Here is a 20,994-nt window from a genome sequence, read left to right on the forward strand (position 1 = left end):
GCGATCGTCGGCAGCGTCAGATGTGTATACGAGACAGCCCCTCGGCATCGCTTTCCGACCCGGTTTCTGCGTGGGGTTTCTCGTTCTCGGGGCGGATAAAGCCTCGTTCGATCCGTAACGCACCGTCGTGATTGAGGATCACGAAAGCGCCGCCGCGCGCAACGTCCTCGGCATCATAAGCGGTTCGCATTGCTTCGAGCCGCTCGATTTCGGTCTCCAATTCGCTGAACCGCGCATCCACGTCGTCAGGCAGTTCCTCGGCCGTCTGATGCTGCTCGGTCAGCCGGTCGAACTCCGCGTGAGCCGCCGCAAGGCTCGCCTCATCCTCCGACGATAGCACCACGGCATGCGGGTAGACCCGCCGCATGCCGTGGGCATGCGGGAAGTCGAGATGGGCTTCCGTCCACCGCCATCCCTCGGCCGCCCGCAAGGCATCCGCCTCGCGGCCGAGCCTTGCCGTCACCAGGAGATCGAGGAGCGAGACGTCTTCCAGATAGCCGCCGCGATCCTCGGTGAAGAGGTCGCGCAGCACCGTGCCGCCCGCTTCCGTATAGGCCTCAAGACCCACAAAACGCGCGCGGCGATCGGTTGCCGCGACATGGGTTTCGGTGAGCAGACGGCGGATGGTGCTGGCATCCGGGTCGAAGGGCAGGCGCTCATAGACGGCTTCCTGCCGGGCATGATCGTCGACGATGGCAAACGCCATCAGTTGCTCAAGGGTCAAATCGCCGTCGCGATAGAGCTGCACCAATTTGGGCGAAACCGCACCCAGCCGCAGGCGTTGCCGCACCACATGCGCCGTGACGCCGAAGCGGGCCGCGATCTCCTCCGCACCGAAGCCGCGCTCGTCCGCGAGCTTCCTGAAGGCCTCGAACTGGTCGGCGGGATGCATGTTTTCCCGGGTGACGTTCTCGTCCAGGCTGATTTCGTGGGGATCGTTCGCGGTATCGACGACGCACCGGATCGGCTCGGTCTTCTTGATCTCCTTGCGCTGCATCCGCAGAAGTTGGGCCAGCCGCCTGCCCTCGCCGATGGTCACGCAGAAGAACCCCGTCGCCGCCCCTTCGCCATCGACCTCCGGCTCGACGACCAGATTCTGCAGGATGCCTTTGACCGCGATGCTCGCCGCCAAGGCCTCGATCGCCGCCTCGCTGTGCGGCGTCTTGCGGGCATTCTTCGGCGACTTCTTGAGCTTGCCGAGCGGAATGCAAACCTCCGTTCCATCAGGTATTCCAATTGACTTAGCCGACATGATCGATCTCCTTTTGGCTTCATGGGTGCAGGGCGCACTCCGCGCCTGCGCCCCTGCCCGTCGGCGAGGCCGGGGGTAGCAAGTGCCAGGGCGACCCGAGTGGAGGGGGTTCACCCGCCCGATAAGGGCCGCTTCGCGGGAAGCGGGTCTGCACAAGCGGGTGCCATATCCTCGAAAGCCGGCAAGGTGAGAGAAGCGCGGAAGACCGGGGAGACCGCTCGGGTCGGCGCCGGCGTCAGCCGGCGCTTCACCCTGGTGCGCGCGAGGGGCGGAGCCCATGAGATCTCAACCGTGAGAACAGCGATCAGCTCTAGAGAGAAGAAGCACAAGGCAAGAGTGAGAAAATCAGGAAGGCAGCCGCCGACAGGGCAGTGATAGCGACGCGGGCATGCAATGCCCGCGGGCACCGAGGCGACTGCGGTCGCGAGACCGGTTAACAAGGCCCCCGAACGCGGGACAGCGATAGCGACGCCGGCATGCAATGACGGCGGGGCACGCGGGCGAGTGCCTCCGGCGAGCGACACATTATATATAGCGATATATTTCGCGCGTGACCTATGCTTGCGCGAGGGATCGAAGCCGGATGGCGTGCGCCGTTGTGGCGTGAAGAAGAAGGGAGTGTTCGAAAGAATGGAGCCTACTGGTTGGGCTCTTACTTACCCGGCTTACCGGTGTCGGAAACGACTGAGACCTCGAAAGAGGAACGGGACCAGAGCATGCCGGGAAACGTCTCGAAATCGGGCGCCGCAGCCCGGTGGAGAGCACAGAGTAAGGTGTGCATGGTGAAAGCTGTATTGCCTGAATCCCAGTTTCCAGTCGCCAAAGGGCTGGCAGTAGCGAACGCGGCTGACACGCTACGCCACGCGGGGCAGATCGTACCGGCCAGTGCGAACTGCCACCAGTCCGCGTGGGACGACCACCATCCGTGGATCAAGGAGATGAATGGGACACCTAAACACACCGCAACTCCCCGCACACGTAACTACGGGATCGCCTGCAACAGGTTCTTTCGAGAACCTTTCTGGCGACGGAGCCGTCATAGTACCCAAATGCCCGGCGTAATGGCCGGGACAGCCGCCGTGAGGCAGACGATCATGCGTATAAGGCCGGGCGACCGGACCGAAAGCGCCTCCGATCGGGGGAAGGACGATGCCGCCAATAACGGCATGTGCAGTATGCGAAGAGAAGATTCTTCGACGGAGAGGTTCTGCTGATGCAGGCCGTTACCATCCAGAGAAGAATTGAATCACTGCCGACTTTGTCGCGGTCAGGTAAGCGCGTAAATGGCCTTCACCGCTTGATGAGATGCCCGCATCTCTTCGAGTGGGCCTACGAAAAGGTCTCCCGCAACAAGGGAGCCCTGACGCCCGGTGTAGATGGCAAGACCTTCGACGGCATGTCGCTGGAGAAGCTCGCCGACATCGCCAGGCGCGTGGCAGATGGCAGTTATCGCTTCCGGCCGGTCCGGCGGGTTTATATCCCGAAGGACAACGGCAAGACACGACCGCTGGGTATCCCCACGGTGGAAGACCGGCTCGTTCAGGAGGCGGTCAGGATTCTGCTCGAAGCGATCTATGAACCTGTGTTCCTCAATGAATCACATGGGTTCCGCCCGGGGCGATCCTGTCATACCGCGCTCAAGCTCATCAAGAGGAGTTGGACGGGCTGCAAGTGGCTGGTCGAAGTGGATGTGCGTGGGTTCTTCGACAACATCGACCATGACATCCTGCTTGGGCTTCTAAGGAAGCGGATCGATGACAATAAGTTCATCGGTCTGATCGAAGGAATGCTCAAAGCAGGTTACATGGAAGATTGGGTCTACGGACGCACTTACAGTGGCACGCCACAGGGCGGCGTTGTCTCGCCCTTGCTCGCCAACATCTATCTGCACGAGCTGGACCAGCACATGCAGAGGATGAAGGCGGACTTCGACAAAGGCCGTGAGCGACGCCCATTCCCGCGCTATACGGCGTTGGAACGGCGCGTTCTCAGTCTTCGCCGGAAAATTGAACGGCTCCGCGCCGAAGGCGCGGATCGGGCCGAGATCGACGCTGCTTTCGCGGAGATCAAGGCCATTAATAAGGAGAGACGGAAAGTGCCTTCCGTCGATCCGATGGACCCCAACTTCAAAAGGCTCCGCTACTGCCGCTACGCCGACGACTTCCTCATCGGCGTGATCGGGAGCAAGCGGGAAGCGTGTGAGATCATGGCCTGCGTCGAACGATTCCTGACGGAGACCTTGAAGCTCGCCGTGTCGCCCGAGAAAAGTGGGGTTTACGCCGCTTCAAAGGGAGTGACCTTCCTTAGCTACCGCATCTCGACATACACCTCCTACGGGGCAGGACGAAAATCCGGCCGCAAGGGACCGGCTGGACGGACATGGCGCGTGATGCGTCGGCCGACCACCGGCAATGTCAGCCTGCGTGTGCCGCGCAAGGAAGTCACGAAGTTCTGCAAGCAACACGGCTATGGCGATCTCGCCAAGAAGACCGGCAGTCCACGCGAGCAGTTCCTGGTCACCAGCGACGTTGCAACCGTCCTCGCCTATAACTCAGAGTTCCGTGGGTTTGCGAACTACCATTCGTTTGCCGACGACATCAAGAGCGCCTTGGGATTGCTGGAGCTTGTCGTGTTCCGCAGTCTTGTGAAGACGCTGGCGATGCGACATCGGACGACGAGAGCAAAAACCATGGCGCGTCTGTGGAAAGGCACGGACTACGAGGTTAGCTCCGTGGTCCGTGGTAAGCTTCGCAGCATCAAGCTGTGGAGACTGAAGCATCTCACCCGAGCCTACTGGACAAGTCCGACTATCGACAACGTCACGGCAGGTGCGTGGTGGGTCAAAAGCCCAAATGATCTGATCGATCGACTTAACGCTCGCAAGTGCGAAGCGTGCAGCGATACGATGGGACCATTCGAGATGCATCATCTCCGCCGCCTAGGTGACCTGCGAAGCGGATCGCTGACGGTCTGGAAACGGTCCGGTTGGCGGCGCAAGACCATTGTCCTGTGCCCGTCTTGCCGTGCAGCCGTCTCCGGTCGAGAGCATGCGCGTACGGAAAGCCGTGTGCATTGAAAAGTGCCCGCACGGTTTGGGGGGAGGCGTAGGGATATCCTCTTCGGAGGTGTCCCGCGCCTACCCTACCGAGACGTCACACGGCTTGGTTCACAAGGGCCCGGTGCGGCCATCGCCGCACGCGCCTGGACAAAGACACGCTGACCAAATTTGACGAATCCGGATTTTGTTGCGAGCCATTTTCGTCGCGCAACTGATCTGCGCTTTGGAAAGCCTTTCTTCAGTTCTCCCCCCCGCCTGACCTGATGTCTTCCCGAGGTCGCAACTCAGTCATCAGTCGTTGTTCCCCGCGAGCGCGCAAGGCTGGAGCGAGCGGTTTCGCCGGCTCGTCGGACTCCAATCATCGAGCTCGCATCGTCGCGAACCACAAGCCACGTGATAGGAGGGGAACGATTGGCGGACACAGCGATTCGTCTGTCAGGAGCAATTTCAATGCTGATGACGAGGGTCCGAAGGCCGGCGATACGGACGTTGCGCGGATGGGCGATCCACGTGCTCCAGGAAGCGGGCGCCATCCGCGAGTGCGAGGAGCACGGTTGGATGCAGGATCGCGCCGATCCGCATGCGCGGGAGCGGGCCTCCGATATCGCCCGTAAAGATCCGCCGGCAGGCATCTCCACGGATGAAGCGGTGGCCGAAGTCCGCGACGTCCTGGACTCGATCGGCGATACCTGCCCGGAATGCCCCTGATCGAGGAAACGACGGGCTATTTGAGGGCACGAGACATCTGTCTCATGGCCCCGTTCTCGAGATACACGAAACCATCCTTTGCCGTGCTGCTGGCGAATTCAGCGACGAAGGCCCGCCCGATATCGTCTTGCTCGATCGCGCCAAACCGTCCCGGAATCAGGCGGCCTAGCCAGGCAACATAGCTCGGCGTGTGCACGTTTCCGGAAATGATTCCCGGACGAAAAATCGCGAGGCGTTGGAAGCAGACCGCTTGAACCGTCTCTTCCTTGAGCCCCATGATCCGGACATAGCGGATCCTGCTTTTCGAGGTGCTTCCGACAGCCGACAGCAGAGCAAACCGTGTGATACCTGCGGCGCGGCAACCGCGGGCAAAGCCGCCGACCAGGCCTATCTCAAGCGCCTTCAGCTCCTCCTCGCTCCATTTCAGGCTACCTTGTCCGACGCCGACACAGCATGCCCCAAAGACGGGATCGCCTTGCGCAATCATGCTTTGGGCAAGCTTGGTCACATCCGACGGAAGATTAGCAGCTGCCGTATCCAAAACCACCTGCCGCACTCGGTGATCAGCGGGCAGAGAGATCGCCCTGCGATTGACCATCACGACTTCGGCGCAGGACGGCTCCGCCGCCAGGGCGCGCACCACCGCAGCCCCCACCTGCCCCGTGCCGCCGATGATCAAGACACGAAATGCCATGCCGTATCTATATCAGCAAAATTCGGCAAGACGAGCTAAGCTAAGCCGACTTCCGCTGCGGTTTCGCGGCCGGCTTCTTTGCTGCAACCTCCTTCGCCGGTTTCTTGCCGGCGATCGGCATCAGCATCTCCTTCTGACCGCTCGCGGCCTTGCGTGGCTTCCTGGCCGGCTTGGAGCCCCCCGCCCCCTTCTCGCTGCCAATGCTCTTGCGCAGCGCGTCCATCAGATCGACGACGTTCTCGCCACGCGGCCGCGCTTTCGCGGCAATCGGCTTGCCGGTGCGCTTCTTGTTGATGAGGTCGATCAGGGCGGTTTCATACTGGTCTTCGAACTTTTCAGGCTCGAAGCGACCCGACTTTTGATTGACGATATGCCTGGCGAGATCGAGCATGTCCTTGGTGACTTTGACATCCTGGATCTCGTCGAAATACTCGGCCGCCGAACGCACCTCGTAAGGATAGCGCAGCAGCGTGCCGATCAGGCCCTTGTCCATGGCCTCGAGCGCGATGATGTGCTCACGGTTGGTCAGCACCACACGTCCGATAGCGACCTTGTTCATCTCGCGGATGGTTTCGCGGATGACGGCGAATGCATCGTGCCCAACCTTGCCGTCAGGACACAGGTAGTAGGGCCGGATCAGATATCGCGGATCGATCTCGCTGCGGTCGACGAACTCGTCGATCTCGATGGTTCGCGTTGATTCCAGCGCGACGTTCTCAAGCTCCTCCCGGGTCACCTCGATGAAGGTGTCGTCGTCGACCTTGTAGCCCTTGACGATGTCCTCATTGGCGATCTCCTCGCCAGTGTCGGCGTCGACCTTGGCGTATTTGATCCGGTGGCCTGTTTTCCGGTTGAGCTGGTTGAACGAAACCTTCTCGGATTCGGACGTGGCCGGATACAGCGCGATCGGGCAGGTAACGAGCGAAAGCCGCAGGAAGCCTTTCCAGTTAGCGCGGGGGGCCATGGGAACTCCGATACTGATGCCGGATTCAAGACGATCCGCAGGCCTTGGTTCCGACATCACGACCTCCCCATCAGGACGATTTTTTCTCCGGGACCATCCGAGCGGACTCGACATTTGTTCTTGTTATGTTCTAATTTGACATGACCGACCGACCCGCGAGCTGGCGCATGCCGACCCCGAAACAGATGGAGAAGCTGGCCGCCGAGGCCGCCCGCAGGCGGCATTCTCCCGCTACCGCTCAGGAGGCAACGCTCCCGGCCGAATACTGGGAATCGGCCCTCCAGGATCCTCGCGCCGACGCGAACGATACGAGGATGCGGCAACGGCGCCTTTCGGATATTGGGCGCCATGTCCTCCGCGTCTCCTGCCGCCGCTGCGAGCGCATCGTCGAGATTCAGACTGCCGATGCAGTCCGATTGTATGGCCGCAACGCGATCTGGAAGGATGTCGCGCAGCGGCTGCTCGACAACACCTGCCAGCAACGAACTGGCAGGCACGAGGAAGACGGGTGCTGGCCGGCATTCGAAACGCCGTAGCCCGCTCCAGGTCGCCGACCCTCTCTTCGCGCCGGGATGTCGGATGGCCCCGAAGTATCACCCTACGCCGCTGTCAGGCGGCGACCGCAGGGCTCTGAGCAAGGAGCTTGGCAAGGCGCGAGCAATGGCCAATATCCTGGCCACCCGATCGGCAGAAATGCGGGCAAAGGGGGAAGCACTCATCCATCAGGCGGACAAGCTGCTGTGCGAGAGCTGGAACGAACGCATGTGGTCCGACGGAGAGCCGATCGATCCGTCCCCGACAATCGACCAGGCCGTGAATGGAGGCTTCGCTTGGCTCGAAATCAGGTGCGAAGGTTGCAAGACACCAAGTGACGTTGACCTCGCGGCGATGAAGCATCCGCCGACGACGTTTGTGCACGATCTCGCCAGCCGGCTGCGCTGCCGAAAATGCACCACGGCAGGCCGGCGTCCCTCTGCGACTCTGTTACAACTGGCGGGGCAGCCGCGCCACCCTCGGACCAAAGCCTGACCGATGTGCAATCTCTACTCGATCACGACCAATCAAGCCGCCATCGCCGCGCTGTTCCGCGTCGTGAACCGGTACGTTGGCAATCTGGCGCCGATGCCTGGGGTTTTTCCCGATTACAAGGCGCCGATCGTGCGCAATGGGGCCGAGGGCCGCGAACTCGCGACGGCACGGTGGGGAATGCCGTCTTCGCAGCACGCCATGATGGAAGCAACCAGGAAACGCGCGGCGAAGCTCGAGGCGAAAGGTAACCCCGTCGATTTCAAGGAACTGCTGCGGATGGAGCCGGACGGCGGCACGACCAATATCCGCAACGTGAAGAGCAAGCACTGGACAAGATGGCTCGGCCCCGAAAACCGCTGCGTGGTGCCGTTCAACTCCTTCAGCGAGTTCAACAAGGCCGACGGTGGTGATATCTGGTTCGCGCTCGACGAGACCCGTCCCCTCGCCTGCTTCGCCGGCATCTGGACCAGCTGGACGTCCGTCCGGAAGGTCAAGGAAGGCGAGACGACCAACGACCTCTACGCGTTCCTGACGACCGAGCCGAACGCCGAGGTCGGCGCCATCCACCCGAAGGCAATGCCGGTGATCCTCACATCGCCGGACGAGGTAGAGGCCTGGATGACGGCACCTCCGGACGAGGCATTGAAGTTGCAGCGGCCGCTTGCCGACGGCACCCTCCAAATCGTCGCCCGCGGCGTCAAGGAAGATACGGCTGGGCTCGGGACGTGACCATCGAGATCGATGACGACCAGGCAATTGCGCCGGTCCGGCAGCGCAAGATCATCCACATCGACATGGACGCCTTCTATGCGTCCGTCGAGCAGCGGGACAATCCAGACCTCCGCGGCAAGCCGGTCGCCGTCGGAGGATCCCGTAAACGCGGCGTCGTAGCGGCGGCCAGCTATGAAGCCAGAAAGTTCGGAGTTCGTTCGGCCATGCCGTCCGTCACGGCAAAACGACAATGCCCCGATCTGATCTTCGTCAAGCCGCGCTTTGAGGTCTACAAGACCATCTCGCAGCACATCCGTGAAATCTTCGCGGAACACACGCCGATCATCGAGCCCCTGTCACTCGACGAGGCGTATCTCGACGTGACCGACAATTTGCAACGCATTCCGTGGGCGCGCGATCTCGCGCTCGCTATCCGGGCCAAGATCAAGGCCGAGACAGGTCTCAATGCTTCGGCCGGCATCTCATACAACAAGTTTCTGGCAAAGCTCGCCTCGGATCACCGCAGGCCGAATGGCCAGTACGTCATCACGCCTGAGATGGGCCCGGCATTTGTGGAAACCCTGCCCGTCGGCAAATTCCATGCCATTGGTCCTGCGACCGGTGCCAGGATGAATGCCCTGGGCCTCTACACGGGGCTCGATATGCGCAATCAGTCGCTCGAATTCATGCAGGCCAATTTCGGCAAGGCCGGTGCGTACTACTATTGGATCTCAAGGGGCGTCGACAACCGTGAGCTCCGCGCGGATCGAATTCGGAAGTCGGTCGGCGCAGAGACTACTTTCTCAAGCGATTTGACCGAATTCCAAACATTGGCCGCCGAACTGCAGCCACTTATCGACAAGGTCTGGCGGCACTGCGAAGACAAGGCAGCGCGTGGCCGAACGGTGACCCTCAAGGTAAAGTTCAACGACTTCGAAATCATTACGCGCAGCAGGTCGGTACCTGCCGCGGTTTCGAGCCGCGCGGAACTCGAACGACTGTCGATGGCGCTGCTTAAGAACGAGATACCCTTTTCCAGGTCAGTCCGGCTGCTGGGGGTTTCGCTTTCGTCCTTACAAGGCGACGATGCGGCGCCGCAACTTGACCTGCCGATCTGAAGGTCGCGGCTGACACGTCGGACGTCGTCAATTCCGGACGATACGTCCTTATCTCCACGCTGTGGAAACCCAGATTGCCGACGCGGTTCTATTGCATGGCCGCAACAAGGTCTGCAAGGACGCCGCGCATCGGCCGGTCGACAATACCTACCACCGGCGCACCGGCAGGCATGAAGAAGACGGTGCCGGCCAACATTTGATTCGCTGCAGTGCGTGTCTCGATCAGACGTCATTTGTCCGTATCGACGGCCCAGTCACGGATTGCATCTTCCGCGCCGAGCCGACGAGATGAGCGCGACAAGCTCTCATCTCGCCGGCTGCGCGTCATTTCACGGGTGCATCATACGCTCGATACCGGCGCAGCCTTCATCGCAGGCTCCGATTCCGCGTCGGCCTTGAAGCCCTTCGCGGACAGATCGCGACCGAGCGTTTCGGGAAGCAGAAGAGAAGCCAGAATGAAAGTAGCTGCGGCAGGAAGGGCTACGGCGACCATGCCGTTCAGCAGGCTTCCGCCGAAATGAGCAGCCGCAAGGGGTACGATCACTGGCGCGATGCTGCCAAGGCCGCGGCCGCCCATATAGAATGTGGACACCGCCGTTGCGCGCAGGTTGACCGGATAGAGCTCCGAGATCCAGACGCCCGTCACGCCGAGCGCAACGTTGCCAATACCGAAACCGATATAGAGCCAGAACATCGGCCACTCGGTCTTCGAGCCGGCGTAGAGCTGACTTCCCCACACCGCCATGCCAACCAGGGATCCGACCCAAAATAATGCCGGCACGAGAGCGCCGAACCGGCGGCCAGCCCTGTCGTTGAAAAAGCCGTTGGCGAGGTAGCAGATGCCGCTGACCACGGAAAGAAGAACGGCCGTGGTGCGAACGACGTCGCCCGGTGTGTGCATGTCCCGGAGCAACAGCGTCGGAATGAACGAGACTACGCTGTAGTAGCAAAGCATGTAGCTCATCAGCCACACGAAAGCAGTGACGGTCTGCCGCGCCAGACCATTGCGGAACAAGTCTGCAAGGGGAAGAGTGCGGGCCGCGGCCACAACCGGACCGACCTTGCGTTGCGCCTCGTACTCCAGCCAGATCTTCGACTCAGGCATGAAGAAGCGAATGAAGATGATCAGCAGGATCGGCACTCCGCCGCTCAGCAGGCCGATGCGCCAGCTCCACTCGTCGCTGAACGTCGCGATAAGCCAGATTCCGACGATCGAAGCCGTGGACGATGCGATCACGGCGCAGCCCTGAAGCGCAGCTGCACCCAAGCCTCGGCTGCCTTTTTTCCAGGCCTCGTTGAAAAGCACCATGCCAACGCCATACTCGCCGCCAAGACCGATGCCGGTGATGAACCGCAGCACTGCGAGCGACCAGTAATTCCATGCGAACGCGGAAATGATCGCCGCGACCGAGAACAGCGCGATGGTAAGCTGAAGCGAGGTCTTCCGGCCAAGGCGATCACCGATGACGCCGAACAGGGCCCCACCGATCGCCGATCCGAATAGTGTCAGGGCCTGCAGAGAGCCGATCTCTGTCAACGATAGCGACATCGACCGCTGGATCGCGGGCAGGAGAAACGGAAAGATCAGGACATCATAGAAGTCGAGAATGTATCCCAGCATCGCCGAGATCATGATCGAATACCGTTGCCTGGCCGTGTAATCTTCGGCGCCTGAGAGGGTTTTGGACATGCAATGCGTTTCCCGTTGAAAGAGCTGGACAGTGGATGGTCGTTGCCGAAACGCTTTCCGCGTTATTGGGAACCGCGGATGCGGCTCCAGGTCTTGATCAGGAGGGCGAGGCCTAGCGGCCCGGTGCCCTCAACTCGGAATAGGCAAACTCACCCTTGTCGAGGATATGGACATCGTCGAGCCAGAGGCTGCAGCCACGAAGCGGGATGTCGAGATGACACGGCGTGTCGTTCGTGCCGCCAAGCTCGGTATTCGGCCCCGTCGAGAACAGAACGTTTCCATAAAAGGAAAGGGCGTTCATGATATGCTCCGACGCGAGCTGCTGAGATGCAGCTATGTGGTGCCAGTCGGCGCGCTCATTTGATCCCCACCCGATGTGCGAGATTGCCCATCCGCGCCGATCGCCGAAACTGTCGATATAGTTCTTGATGAGCGTCGCGTCGGTCCCCTCGCCCTTGAGGTCGACAATGTAGCCGTCCTTGATGGTCAGCGTGACCGGAGACTGAATATAGCGCTTGAATGCGCAGAGAATGTCGCCTGGCATCAGAACGACAGTTCCGTTGACGTCACCATCCGTGGCTTGGGTGAAAGCGAAGCCTGACGGGAAATGATCCCAGCGGCCCGGTTCATCGGTGTATCCGTACTCGGAAATGACCGGATACTGCTTTAATCCGTAGGTCACATCTGTTCCGCCCGGCGACGTGATGCGCATGGTTCTGGCTGACTGCAGGAGCGTTCGCGAGAGTTCCGTTCGCCGGCGGAGATCCTCGGTCGGAAACATCTTTTTGAGAATGTGGAACGGCTCCATTACACGCAGAATGCGCGTGCCCGCTTCCTGAATTTCGAGTTGCTCGCGCGAGAACAGCAGACCCAGAAGATCAATCACCATATCCACGCGCTTGAGCGTGTCGATCGCCGGCTGGTTGCCTGTCAGCGCGTGTCTACCCTGCAGGCCCGCAACCTTGCTCTGGCCGTATTTGGGAACATTGAGGTGGAAGGTTGTCGCACCGAGACCCTGGGCCGCCAACATGAATGTCTGGGCATATTCCGACTGATCCTCGCCGCCGCTCAGGACAGCTACGACCTCGCCTTCCCTCACTTTGCAAAGTGCAAGCTCGGCCTTGAAGAGTTCGAGCATTTCAACATCGATGCGTTGCCGGGTCATCTAGTCATCTCCTCCTTGCCAAGCATGTATCCGCAACCCTCCGACCGGCCTTGGGCGGTCAGCCGAGAACGTCATTGACGATCGAAAGGAAGCCTTCCGTGTCGTCGATGTGCATTTGGTGACCTGCGCTCTCCAGTCGCTTGATCACGATGGACGGCAGCAGTCTTTGAATCTCTCTTTCATCTTCGGGACGTATGACATCGCCCTTCCCGGCAACGAGCAGCGAAGTGCGGACGCTGAGGTTGGCGAGGTCATTGTGAATGTCATCGTGATGAAAGCCCTTGTGGCTTTCGACCAGGGCGCGCTCGTCGCAGGTGTGCATCCACTCGGCCCTGGCGCGAATGTGCCTTTCGGGCCAGCGCGGCGCGGACGGACTTCGCAGCGCCGCCTCCGCCTCCCCAAGGCTTGCGCTGTGAAGCAGCTTGAGAAGAGGTCCGATCGGACTTGGGTAGGCGCGACGTCCGGGACCGGAGACCGGTGGATCGACCAGGATCAACTGTCTTATGGGCGATGGCCGCCAGCGTGCGGCACGAATGCCGATGCGGGCTCCCATGGAGTGGCCGAGCAAGGTATATGCGCCTATTTCCAGCGCCTCGGCGAACGAAACCAAATCGGAGGCGCAGGCATCCAGCGAATAATTGAGATGCGGTCCGCTTTCGGAAAGGCCGCGCCCCCGGACATCGAGCACATATACGTCGTATCCGACGCACAAGCGTTCCGCGATGAACGCCCATTGTGCCGCAGTCGTCGAGATGCCCGGGACGATGACGATGGCGGGCCCGGCTCCGCCGAACCGCAGGTAATGTTGGCGGATGCCATTCGCACGCACATGAGCGCCGTAAAGCAGACCGGATACCGGGGCGACACTCATGTCGGCCGATCCTTGGTACGATCATCCGCCAGCGCGCGAAGCCGCTCGATGGCTTCCGAGGTCGGCATCACATCTGCGTACTTGCTGGCTATATCGAACAGGTTGACCGCGTGCGAAGTCGGCGAACGATCGTAGACGGCGTCGCTCGGCACGATCGATTTGAAATTCAGCGCGCACGCATCGACTACCGACGCCCGGACGCAGCCGCTGGTCGTGCAACCGGTCACCACCAGCGAATCGATCCCGGCCCCGACGAGATACGTCGTCAGCGGGGTGCCGAAGAATGCGCTTGCCTGCGTCTTTGGCAGCAGCAGTTCCCCCGGCTCGGGAGCCACCTCACGAACAAAGTCGTAGCCCTCAGGCGGAATTTGCATGATGCCCGGAATTTTTGCCGCGAATGCCCCCTGGTCATGGCTGACCTTGCAGGCGACATGCGGAAATATCACCGGCCATCGTCTCCCGCGAAACAACCGCATCAGTTCGGAAATCTGCGTTATCGCCTGCCAACCAGCCTCGCCGCAGCTGGTTGGATATTGCTTGATCGCTTCGCGGATCGGCATCGGGTGGTCACCGACCGAGCGGTACTGCACGTCAATTACCAGGAGTGCGGGCCGCTTGCCGAATCCAGCCGCGCCACCCAACCCTGCAATGGCATAGGTCTCGCGCTCTTCGAGCGGTATCACCCTGTCCCAGGGCTGCTCTTTGCCGATCATCATTGTGCACCGGTGCTCGTGGAGGAGAGATGTCAATGAAGAGGAACGGCGGTCGCGTCATACTGGTAGATCCAGTCGTAACGAGCGGCCGTGGCTTCCGGCGCCCACTGGGTCCTGATGTAGTCTCCCGCCGTTTCGGCCTTGCACAGCGCCGAGTTATGGAAGATCGGCAGCATCCCGGCAGCGGACTTCACGACCCTGGTTGTGCGATCAAGTCGCAGGCTCTGGTATGTCTGGAAAGCTTTCGCGAGATCGTCGGGCTGCTGCTCGAAGCAGCGGGCGAGAACGGACGCGTCCTCCAACGCCATGTTCACTCCCTGACCGAGATACGGCAGCATCGAATGGCAGGCATCTCCAAGAAGCGTGACCCGTCCTTGCGACCAACCAGCCAGCGTAGGCCGCACGAACAGGCCCCATTTGTGAAGGCTATCGACGTTGCTGACGAGCGCGATGATGTCGGGATGCCAGCCTAGGAAGTCCTTCAGGCACTCCTCGACAGAGCCCTTCTCCGACCACGATTCCAGGAGCCAGTCGTTGCGATCGACCTGACCCGAGAACGTCATCAATTCCGTGTTCTGCCAACGGACCGGATATGCCGTGACATGCGCGGTCGGCCCGATCCAGGTAGACACCACGGGCTCGCGCTGATGCGGCTCGAGGCGGTCGACCGGCACAAGACCACGCCAGGCGATTGCATTGGTGTACTGGCTCTCGATCTGGCCGATCAGACCGGTACGAACCTTCGAATGGGAGCCGTCGGCGCCGATCAGGGCGCGACCTTCGATCTCACGGCCATCTGCGAACTGCGCCCGAACTCCCTCGTCGCTCTGGCTGAACCCGACAACATGGGCGTTCAGATGGATGGCGTCCGCCTTCAATCGCCGCACACCGTCGACAAGGATCTTCAGCAGATGCGCGCGCAGCAGAAGATAGGGTTGGTTCCGGGCCGCGTCGGAGTTCCGATTATAGAGGGACCACGTTTCACCCGTGTTCCAGAGCCGGATAGAACGTCGCTCTGCCGCGATGCAGTTCTGTTCGACTTCCTCGGTGAGGCCGAGGTCGCGAAGAACACGCACACCGTTCATGGAGACCCAAAGGCCGGCGCCTACCTCGCGCAACTCGGACGCCTGCTCGAAAACGTCGCAATCGATGCCGCGTCGAAGCAGCGATAGCGCCATCGCCAGACCGCCGATGCCCGCGCCTGCGATAAGGACACTCGTTCTTTTGACCCGATCAATACTCATGATATCTCCAGAAGGTAGCTGCGCTGTCTCGCGCGGACTCAAACGGCATCCTGCGAGACCTGCTGGACGGCAAGGCTCTTCACGGCTTCGAAAATCTTGGTGTAACCGGTGCAGCGGCAAAGATTGCCGTGCAGGTAGTGCCGGATTTCCGCGTCTGTCGGGTGTGGCGTGGTCTTCAAGAGCGCCGTGACCGCCATGATGAACCCGGGCGTGCAGAAGCCGCACTGCAGACCGCCATGAAGCACGAACGCCTCCTGGATCCGGGATAGTCCGTCTGGCGGCGTCACACCCTCGATTGTGGTGACCTCACGCCGATCCACATCGACGGCGAGCGTTGTGCAGCTCGAGACCGGCTCACCGTCGAGAAGGACCGTGCAAGCGCCGCATACTTCCATGTCGCAGGAACGTTTCGTTCCCTTCAGGCCCAAACGATCTCGGATAAGATCGATCAAGAGCACATGGGCCGGGATGTCGACGGCGATCGTCTTGCCGTTCAACGAGAACGAGATGGCCAATACCTGTGTCATTTCAGCCAGCTCCCGCCGGCGATGATCGCCTCATCGGCGTTACGCAGAAGAAGCACGCCTGCAAGGTGACGCTTGTAATCGGCCCCGCCATGCCGATCCGCGTTGACTTCAAGCTGATCCAGCGCCGCGGGAAGAGCTGTCTCAATCGCCCGACGGGCCTCTGCTACCGCTACGTTTCGGAGGGCATCTTCGACGGCCGTCAGAGGCTGTGGCCGCGAACCAAGCGCGCCGACCCGTACACGGGCGCTCCTGATCGTGCTCCCGCCGGCGTTCAGTGACCAGGCCATCGCGACGTTCACTGAGGGCCTCTCACCATGCTTGAACCGGCGATAGGTTACCGGTCCCGCGGGCCGCGGGAACACGATGACCGTCAGCAACTCGTCAGGCTCGCGCACAGTTTCCATTTCGCTTCGAATGAAATCATCAGCGTGAATTTCACGCGCGCCCTTGGATCCCTCGAGCACCAGTCGTGCGTTCAGGGCCGCGAGCATCGTCGGCGGATCGGCGTGAGGCTCTCCGAAGCACAGGTTGCCGCCGATTGTCCCGACGTTGCGGACCCTGATGTTCGCCACCTCGGCGCAGAGCGACGACAGGGCCGGCACGTGCTCGCGGATGACGGAATCGCCGGCGATCTTCTTGTGCGTGCAGCGCGCGCCGATCTCGATCTCGTTCATGTCGTTGACGGCGATGCAATCGAGCCCAGGGATGCCCTTGATGTCGATGAGGCGGTCCGCACGGATGACGCGCATTTTCATCGCGAGCAGCAACTCGGTCCCGCCGGCGTAGAACATGCCGTCGCCAGAATCTCCGACGGCACGCACGGCGTCGGCGATCGTCGAAGGCCGCTCGAATTGGAAGGGTGACGGCAGCATGATCAGGCCGCGCCCAGCATTTCTTTGAGCCGCTTCTCGAACTCTTCGAAGTTCTGATCGACCCGGCGTTTGATGATGCCCAACCCCATGGTTGCAAGCCGGCCCTGCACGTCGACTTTCGCGTCCACGGCAAATGTGGAACCAGACCCTTCCTGCGTGACGGTCACGTCGAGGACAACCGCCAGCCGCGTTCCTGTGATCTTGTCGCGGCCTGTAGCGCGGGTGCGCACGTGAGACGGCTCGGTGATCGATTCAACGATGATGTCAGCCGGCACTTCGAGCTTGAATGGACCGATCTTCTGCTTGACGGTCGCCTTGTAGGTTGCAAGCCGCTGGATTTCCTCGACGCTTTCGCACCCGGGGATGCAACTTGATATGCGCGGAACGTCGAGCAGCGTGCTCCAAAGCTGCGCCGGCGTCGCTGGCACCGCCATCGACATGTTGAATTCCATGAATTCAGCTCCTCTTCTGTAGCGCGCGCCACACTTTTTCGGGTGTCATTGGCAGATCGGTGATTCGGATGCCGTAGGCGGAGAACAGCGCGTTTGCGATCGCCGGTGCGACTGGCAGGATCGCTCCCTCGCCCATTCCTTTGGCGCCGCCAGGCCCCGGCCCGTCGCCGTTTTCGACAAGTATCGTGTCGAACGAGGGCGGTACGTCGGAGATCCGCGGGATCGAATAATCGATCGGCGTCGCGTTGACGGGTTGCCCGTCCTCGAACTCGAGCGCCTCGTAGAGCGCGTGACCGAGCCCCATGACAGCGGCGCCCTCATCCTGACCTTCCGCAGCGACGCGATTGATCACACGACCGACGTCCGCGGCGCTGGCGTACCGAGGCACACGGATCTCGCCGGTTTCCTCATCGACCACGATCTCTGCGAGACCCGCGGATGTCTCCCAGAACAGAGGTGACTCCGCCAGGGAGCCTTTCTTCGAACGCGGCGTGATGGCGCCGCGGCCGACGACTTCTCCCGAATCGACACCCAAGCTGCGGTGAAATATCTGATGGAAAGTGAGAACTTCCGAACCAGTCGAGACGCCTCCTTCGACGAGTGACAGGCCGTCGCGGGGAAGCTCCCAGACCTCGGCAACCATGTCGAGAATCTGATCGGCTGCGTCGAGAGCGGCGCTCTCGACAGAGAGGCCGACGACGACGGTCGAGCGGCTCGCGCCGGTACCCCAGTCGTAAGGGGCGACCGCCGTATCGGAGCGCAGGACGGTGACCGCAGACACCTTCTGCTTCAATGTCTGCGCCGCGATTTGGGCCATCGTCGCGTGCGCACCCTGACCAACCTCGATGCTCGAGACTGAAACGAGAATCGACCCATCGATCTTGAGACGTATGATCGCGTTGCTGATCGGCGTGTTTGCCGGATCGGTTGCGGCGACGGCCAATCCGTGCGCCTGACGGTTGGACGCCTTCGTCTCGGATGCGAACGATTGCGCTACCCGGCCAATCAGCTCGCTCATGTCCATGTCGAGCGCGCGTAGATCGGGACGGATGCGCTCGCCACGCGGGACCAAGTTGAGCAAGCGGAACTCTGTCGGATCCATTCCGATTGCCGCAGCCACGTTATCCATATGCGATTCCTTGGCCCATACGGCTTGCGGGCCACCGATCGAGCGGAATGCCGCGCCCGGGACGGTGTTCGTGTAGACCGCACATGCCTCGAGGCGCAGATTCGGCACCACATACGGCCCCATGATGCGATTTGCCGATTTCGTGGCGACCGCCGAGCCCGTATCTGAATACGCGCCGCCGTCGAGCAGAAGCCGGGCGCTCTTCGCGAGGATCCGTCCGTTGGCGTCGACCGCGGTTTGAATCGTGATGTCTGCGCCGAGCCTTCGACAGGTCAGCATCGATTCGGCCATGGATTGAGCGACACGAACCGGGCGCCGCACCTTCCAGGAGGCGGCAGCGACCAACGGCTCGATCTTGACGGAGGCCTTACCGCCGAATCCCCCGCCAACAAACGGAACGATTACGCGGACCTTGGCTAATGCCAGCCCAAAGAGTCTGGACAGGACCTTCTGAACCGCGGTCGGCGTCTGCGCACCGGCCCAGACCGTCAGGGAGTCTCCTTGGAAGTCGGCGATGACCGCATGCGGCTCCATCGCGAAGTGCGAGATCGCCGGAAAAGTGAAGTGGTCCTCGTGGATGTACGCCGCAACCGCCTCCGCAGCGTCGACATCTCCGACGTTGTTCCTGTATGTGTGGAATATGTTGCTGTTCGGGGTCGGCCTGGCGCCGCCCTTGAAGTAGAAGTCTTCGAGATTTTCGTGGCGCTCATGGATGAGCGGCGCATCCGCCACCAAGGCTTCCCGGATCGTCGTTGCATGCGGAAGCTCGTCGTATTCGACGTCGACGAGTTCCGCGGCGGCTTCGGCGATCTCGATGCTCTCAGCGATCACCACGGCGACCGGCTCGCCCACATACCGGACCCGGTCGATCGCTATGATGGGCCGGTCTCTGAGCACGACTCCCCAGCAACCGAACGAGGCGACGTCCTCGCCGACAAGTACGTCAACGACGCCGTCCACTGACCGAGCGGCGCGCGTATCGATCGAGGCGATGCGTGCGTGACTCGCGGGCGAGCGAACCACAAAGCCGTGCAGCACTCCCGGGATCATGAGGTCGGTAACGTATTCTGCCCGCCCCGTAACCTTTTCAATGAGGTCGGGTCGTACGGCACTCATACTGTCAGTCACCGACATGCTCGGATCCGGGGTGCGAGGTCGCCGCCGATGGTCAAGAAGCCTGCGCGGCTCCTCTCAGGGGGCAATCCTCAACCCTTATCCTATTTATCGCTCGTATGCAAGCGCTGCACTCGTATACAAGTGACAAGCCTTCGATGCCTACGGCGCACCGGTCGGATCGGGCTCCCAGTCAGGCGGCATGGATTCTTGGGGTCAACGAATGTAGACAAATGATCAACTCGGGACTTCCGAGGCCGAGCCATCCAGCTTTGTTCAAGCCGAGCCACGGCCAAGTGCCGCAAGAGGACGAAAATCGTGCAACCGAAAACCAGGACGGCTCCGACCGAGAAGCCGAAAGAGGCCGCACAGTCTTACAGGTTGGACGATGCGCCAGGATTTTTGTTGCGCGTCGCGCTCCGTACCCACACATCGATCTTTGTCGCGAAAATGATCGAAGAACTGACCCCACCCCAATTCTCGACGCTGGCAAAACTGAGGGAAGTCGGATCATGTTCTCAAAATCACCTGGGACGACTGATCCACTATGATTCAGCGACGATCACGGGCGTCATCAATCGCCTCAAATCGCGCGGGCTGATCAAGAGCTCCAAGGATCCTTTGGATCCACGACGACGGCAGATCGAATTAACCGACAAGGGGAGGCGGACGGCGGACGCTGCGATCGAGACCATTGGTGAGATTTCCGGCGAGACATTCGCCCCCTTGACGAGGGAAGAATTTCGGACTCTGACCGAGATCCTCAAGAAAATCATACGCCGCTGAGCCCCACAGCGCTGAGCCGGCCGACAAGCTGATCCCGCAAACGCTTCAGCCGCCGCCGAGCAAAAAAATGGCCCGGCACGAGCCGGGCCAAGTCCAGGGAGGAAGCGAAGGATGTGGATCCTTCGCAAACGCCGAACGCGGATCTCGATCGAAGACAGCGCAACGAACGATCTCAGCGATAGAACTATCCGGTATGCCGCCCGGCATTTTGTGCTGAAGAAGACGGAATTGCACTAGTTTCCGGCATTTTCGCGTGACAAGGCCGGGATAAGCCACATCGGCGGGCGCCATGCTGCATGAACCGGAGGCCAGTTGGTCCATAGCCGATGCGACAGGATCACAACAATTGATGGAGCCCATCACTGGCCATCTACCGAATGCCGGCTTTCGTCGCGCGATCGATCGACACCGTTCCCTAAGCGGCTATCCCGCGCGTCTGCGCAGGGCCCGGACAATTTTTGTCCTGAAGCGCGCGAGATCAAACAGCAATCTGGGTGCTCTCCTGATCGCAATCGCTTTACCCACGATCGCGAGCCGCAGAACGCGGACCAATCTGCCAGGCCCAATTCCATGAATGCCTGCCGGACATGTGGCTGGTCGGCGATCGAAAGCATATTGTTCGCTACAACGATGGACGATCTGAGCTCGGGCTTCTTCTGCAGAACAAAGTCTCGGCATGCTGCCGCGAACTCCTGCTCCTGACCGCTCAAGGATATGCTGAAGACTGTTCGACTATGCTCCGCCACTTCAATTGCCCCCGAACGTTCGCCCGGCGCGCCCCTCCATCTTTCGACCTCACAGCCTGCGCGCCCTGGCTTTCGCCTTCCAATCGGCAACACGTCGGTGCCGGCTTTCCGCGAAATTGTTCCTTGGTAGCATCGGGGGTCGCGGCATTTTC

General features: G+C 61.1%; 18 protein-coding genes and 1 pseudogene. 7 read left to right on the forward strand and 12 right to left on the reverse strand.

The genetic code is table 11. The features are described 5' to 3' along the window. Positions 1-46 precede the first annotated feature (46 nt). A pseudogene (locus AC1VNY_RS18975) lies at positions 47-1,252 on the reverse strand (ParB/RepB/Spo0J family partition protein); the annotation flags it as partial. 1,213 nt (positions 1,253-2,465) lie between these two features. Here AC1VNY_RS18975 and AC1VNY_RS18980 point away from each other — a divergent pair. Next, positions 2,466-4,328, forward strand: coding sequence for a reverse transcriptase domain-containing protein (locus AC1VNY_RS18980; protein WP_482406342.1), 1,863 nt, complete (start codon positions 2,466-2,468; stop codon positions 4,326-4,328). A gap of 432 nt (positions 4,329-4,760) precedes the next feature. Further along, on the forward strand, positions 4,761-5,018 hold the full coding sequence (locus AC1VNY_RS18985) for a hypothetical protein (RefSeq protein ID WP_482406343.1): 258 nt from the start codon (positions 4,761-4,763) through the stop codon (positions 5,016-5,018). 16 nt (positions 5,019-5,034) lie between these two features. Here the strand turns inward: AC1VNY_RS18985 and AC1VNY_RS18990 are convergent, their stop codons facing one another. Together AC1VNY_RS18990 and ku are read right to left on the reverse strand one after the other, a co-directional pair. Then, complete coding sequence (locus AC1VNY_RS18990; RefSeq protein ID WP_482406344.1) at positions 5,035-5,712, reverse strand: Rossmann-fold NAD(P)-binding domain-containing protein; 678 nt, start codon at positions 5,710-5,712, stop codon at positions 5,035-5,037. 40 nt (positions 5,713-5,752) lie between these two features. Next, the gene (ku, locus tag AC1VNY_RS18995) at positions 5,753-6,676 is read right to left on the reverse strand and encodes a non-homologous end joining protein Ku (RefSeq protein WP_482406345.1); all 924 of its coding nucleotides are present in this window, start codon (positions 6,674-6,676) and stop codon (positions 5,753-5,755) included. A gap of 140 nt (positions 6,677-6,816) precedes the next feature. On the opposite strand from ku, the gene AC1VNY_RS19000 reads away from it, so the two are divergent. From AC1VNY_RS19000 to dinB, 4 genes are read left to right on the forward strand one after another with little or no spacing between them, the layout of a single operon-like run. Next, a complete protein-coding gene (locus tag AC1VNY_RS19000; RefSeq protein WP_482406346.1) occupies positions 6,817-7,212 on the forward strand; it encodes a hypothetical protein in 396 nt (131 codons plus the stop codon). 43 nt (positions 7,213-7,255) lie between these two features. Further along, a complete protein-coding gene (locus AC1VNY_RS19005) occupies positions 7,256-7,705 on the forward strand; it encodes a hypothetical protein (RefSeq protein WP_482406347.1) in 450 nt (149 codons plus the stop codon). A gap of 3 nt (positions 7,706-7,708) precedes the next feature. Continuing rightward, positions 7,709-8,434: an SOS response-associated peptidase gene (locus tag AC1VNY_RS19010; RefSeq protein WP_482406348.1), complete on the forward strand. Its 726-nt coding sequence runs from the start codon at positions 7,709-7,711 to the stop codon at positions 8,432-8,434. Further along, entirely contained in the window at positions 8,431-9,534 is a 1,104-nt protein-coding gene (gene dinB / locus AC1VNY_RS19015) for a DNA polymerase IV (RefSeq protein WP_482406349.1), read from the forward strand. Before AC1VNY_RS19010 ends, dinB begins: the two co-directional genes overlap by 4 nt. Before the next feature lie 340 nt (positions 9,535-9,874). Here dinB and AC1VNY_RS19020 read toward each other — a convergent pair whose 3' ends face one another. The 9 genes from AC1VNY_RS19020 to AC1VNY_RS19060 form a co-directional block, all read right to left on the reverse strand. Further along, positions 9,875-11,224, reverse strand: coding sequence for an MFS transporter (locus AC1VNY_RS19020; protein WP_482406350.1), 1,350 nt, complete (start codon positions 11,222-11,224; stop codon positions 9,875-9,877). A 112-nt stretch (positions 11,225-11,336) separates the two neighbouring features. Continuing rightward, complete coding sequence (locus AC1VNY_RS19025; protein WP_482406351.1) at positions 11,337-12,389, reverse strand: 2,5-dihydroxypyridine 5,6-dioxygenase NicX family protein; 1,053 nt, start codon at positions 12,387-12,389, stop codon at positions 11,337-11,339. A gap of 58 nt (positions 12,390-12,447) precedes the next feature. Continuing rightward, positions 12,448-13,260 (reverse strand): alpha/beta fold hydrolase, encoded by an 813-nt coding sequence (locus AC1VNY_RS19030; protein WP_461194196.1) that lies wholly within the window; start codon positions 13,258-13,260, stop codon positions 12,448-12,450. Next, positions 13,257-13,976, reverse strand: a complete 720-nt coding sequence (locus tag AC1VNY_RS19035; protein ID WP_482406352.1) for an isochorismatase family protein — start codon at positions 13,974-13,976, stop codon at positions 13,257-13,259. Before AC1VNY_RS19035 ends, AC1VNY_RS19030 begins: the two co-directional genes overlap by 4 nt. A gap of 29 nt (positions 13,977-14,005) precedes the next feature. Then, complete coding sequence (locus tag AC1VNY_RS19040; protein WP_482406353.1) at positions 14,006-15,217, reverse strand: FAD-dependent monooxygenase; 1,212 nt, start codon at positions 15,215-15,217, stop codon at positions 14,006-14,008. A 38-nt stretch (positions 15,218-15,255) separates the two neighbouring features. After that, complete coding sequence (locus AC1VNY_RS19045) at positions 15,256-15,744, reverse strand: (2Fe-2S)-binding protein (RefSeq protein WP_482406354.1); 489 nt, start codon at positions 15,742-15,744, stop codon at positions 15,256-15,258. Continuing rightward, positions 15,741-16,616: an FAD binding domain-containing protein gene (locus AC1VNY_RS19050; protein WP_482406355.1), complete on the reverse strand. Its 876-nt coding sequence runs from the start codon at positions 16,614-16,616 to the stop codon at positions 15,741-15,743. Before AC1VNY_RS19050 ends, AC1VNY_RS19045 begins: the two co-directional genes overlap by 4 nt. Before the next feature lie 2 nt (positions 16,617-16,618). After that, positions 16,619-17,068, reverse strand: a complete 450-nt coding sequence (locus AC1VNY_RS19055) for an SRPBCC family protein (protein WP_482406356.1) — start codon at positions 17,066-17,068, stop codon at positions 16,619-16,621. Positions 17,069-17,072: 4 nt separating this feature from the next. Then, positions 17,073-19,331, reverse strand: a complete 2,259-nt coding sequence (locus AC1VNY_RS19060; RefSeq protein WP_482406357.1) for a xanthine dehydrogenase family protein molybdopterin-binding subunit — start codon at positions 19,329-19,331, stop codon at positions 17,073-17,075. Between the two features lie 297 nt (positions 19,332-19,628). Here AC1VNY_RS19060 and AC1VNY_RS19065 point away from each other — a divergent pair, with 297 nt between their 5' ends. Continuing rightward, positions 19,629-20,096, forward strand: coding sequence for a MarR family winged helix-turn-helix transcriptional regulator (locus AC1VNY_RS19065; protein ID WP_456778732.1), 468 nt, complete (start codon positions 19,629-19,631; stop codon positions 20,094-20,096). Positions 20,097-20,994: the final 898 nt, after the last annotated feature.

The organism is Bradyrhizobium ferriligni (genome assembly GCF_056837965.1).

Bases quoted from the DNA above. Each gene is read 5' to 3' on its own strand.
- ku (WP_482406345.1), bottom strand. From the start codon at position 6,676: ATGGCCCCCCGCGCTAACTGGAAAGGCTTCCTGCGGCTTTCGCTCGTT.
- AC1VNY_RS18985 (WP_482406343.1), top strand. From the start codon at position 4,761: ATGCTGATGACGAGGGTCCGAAGGCCGGCGATACGGACGTTGCGCGGA.
- AC1VNY_RS19005 (WP_482406347.1), top strand. From the start codon at position 7,256: ATGGCCCCGAAGTATCACCCTACGCCGCTGTCAGGCGGCGACCGCAGG.
- AC1VNY_RS19055 (WP_482406356.1), bottom strand. From the start codon at position 17,068: ATGGAATTCAACATGTCGATGGCGGTGCCAGCGACGCCGGCGCAGCTT.
- AC1VNY_RS18990 (WP_482406344.1), bottom strand. From the start codon at position 5,712: ATGGCATTTCGTGTCTTGATCATCGGCGGCACGGGGCAGGTGGGGGCT.
- AC1VNY_RS19025 (WP_482406351.1), bottom strand. From the start codon at position 12,389: ATGACCCGGCAACGCATCGATGTTGAAATGCTCGAACTCTTCAAGGCC.
- AC1VNY_RS19060 (WP_482406357.1), bottom strand. From the start codon at position 19,331: ATGTCGGTGACTGACAGTATGAGTGCCGTACGACCCGACCTCATTGAA.
- AC1VNY_RS19010 (WP_482406348.1), top strand. From the start codon at position 7,709: ATGTGCAATCTCTACTCGATCACGACCAATCAAGCCGCCATCGCCGCG.
- AC1VNY_RS19020 (WP_482406350.1), bottom strand. From the start codon at position 11,224: ATGTCCAAAACCCTCTCAGGCGCCGAAGATTACACGGCCAGGCAACGG.
- AC1VNY_RS18980 (WP_482406342.1), top strand. From the start codon at position 2,466: ATGCAGGCCGTTACCATCCAGAGAAGAATTGAATCACTGCCGACTTTG.
- AC1VNY_RS19030 (WP_461194196.1), bottom strand. From the start codon at position 13,260: ATGAGTGTCGCCCCGGTATCCGGTCTGCTTTACGGCGCTCATGTGCGT.
- AC1VNY_RS19045 (WP_482406354.1), bottom strand. From the start codon at position 15,744: ATGACACAGGTATTGGCCATCTCGTTCTCGTTGAACGGCAAGACGATC.
- AC1VNY_RS19035 (WP_482406352.1), bottom strand. From the start codon at position 13,976: ATGATGATCGGCAAAGAGCAGCCCTGGGACAGGGTGATACCGCTCGAA.
- AC1VNY_RS19050 (WP_482406355.1), bottom strand. From the start codon at position 16,616: ATGCTGCCGTCACCCTTCCAATTCGAGCGGCCTTCGACGATCGCCGAC.
- AC1VNY_RS19000 (WP_482406346.1), top strand. From the start codon at position 6,817: ATGACCGACCGACCCGCGAGCTGGCGCATGCCGACCCCGAAACAGATG.
- AC1VNY_RS19040 (WP_482406353.1), bottom strand. From the start codon at position 15,217: ATGAGTATTGATCGGGTCAAAAGAACGAGTGTCCTTATCGCAGGCGCG.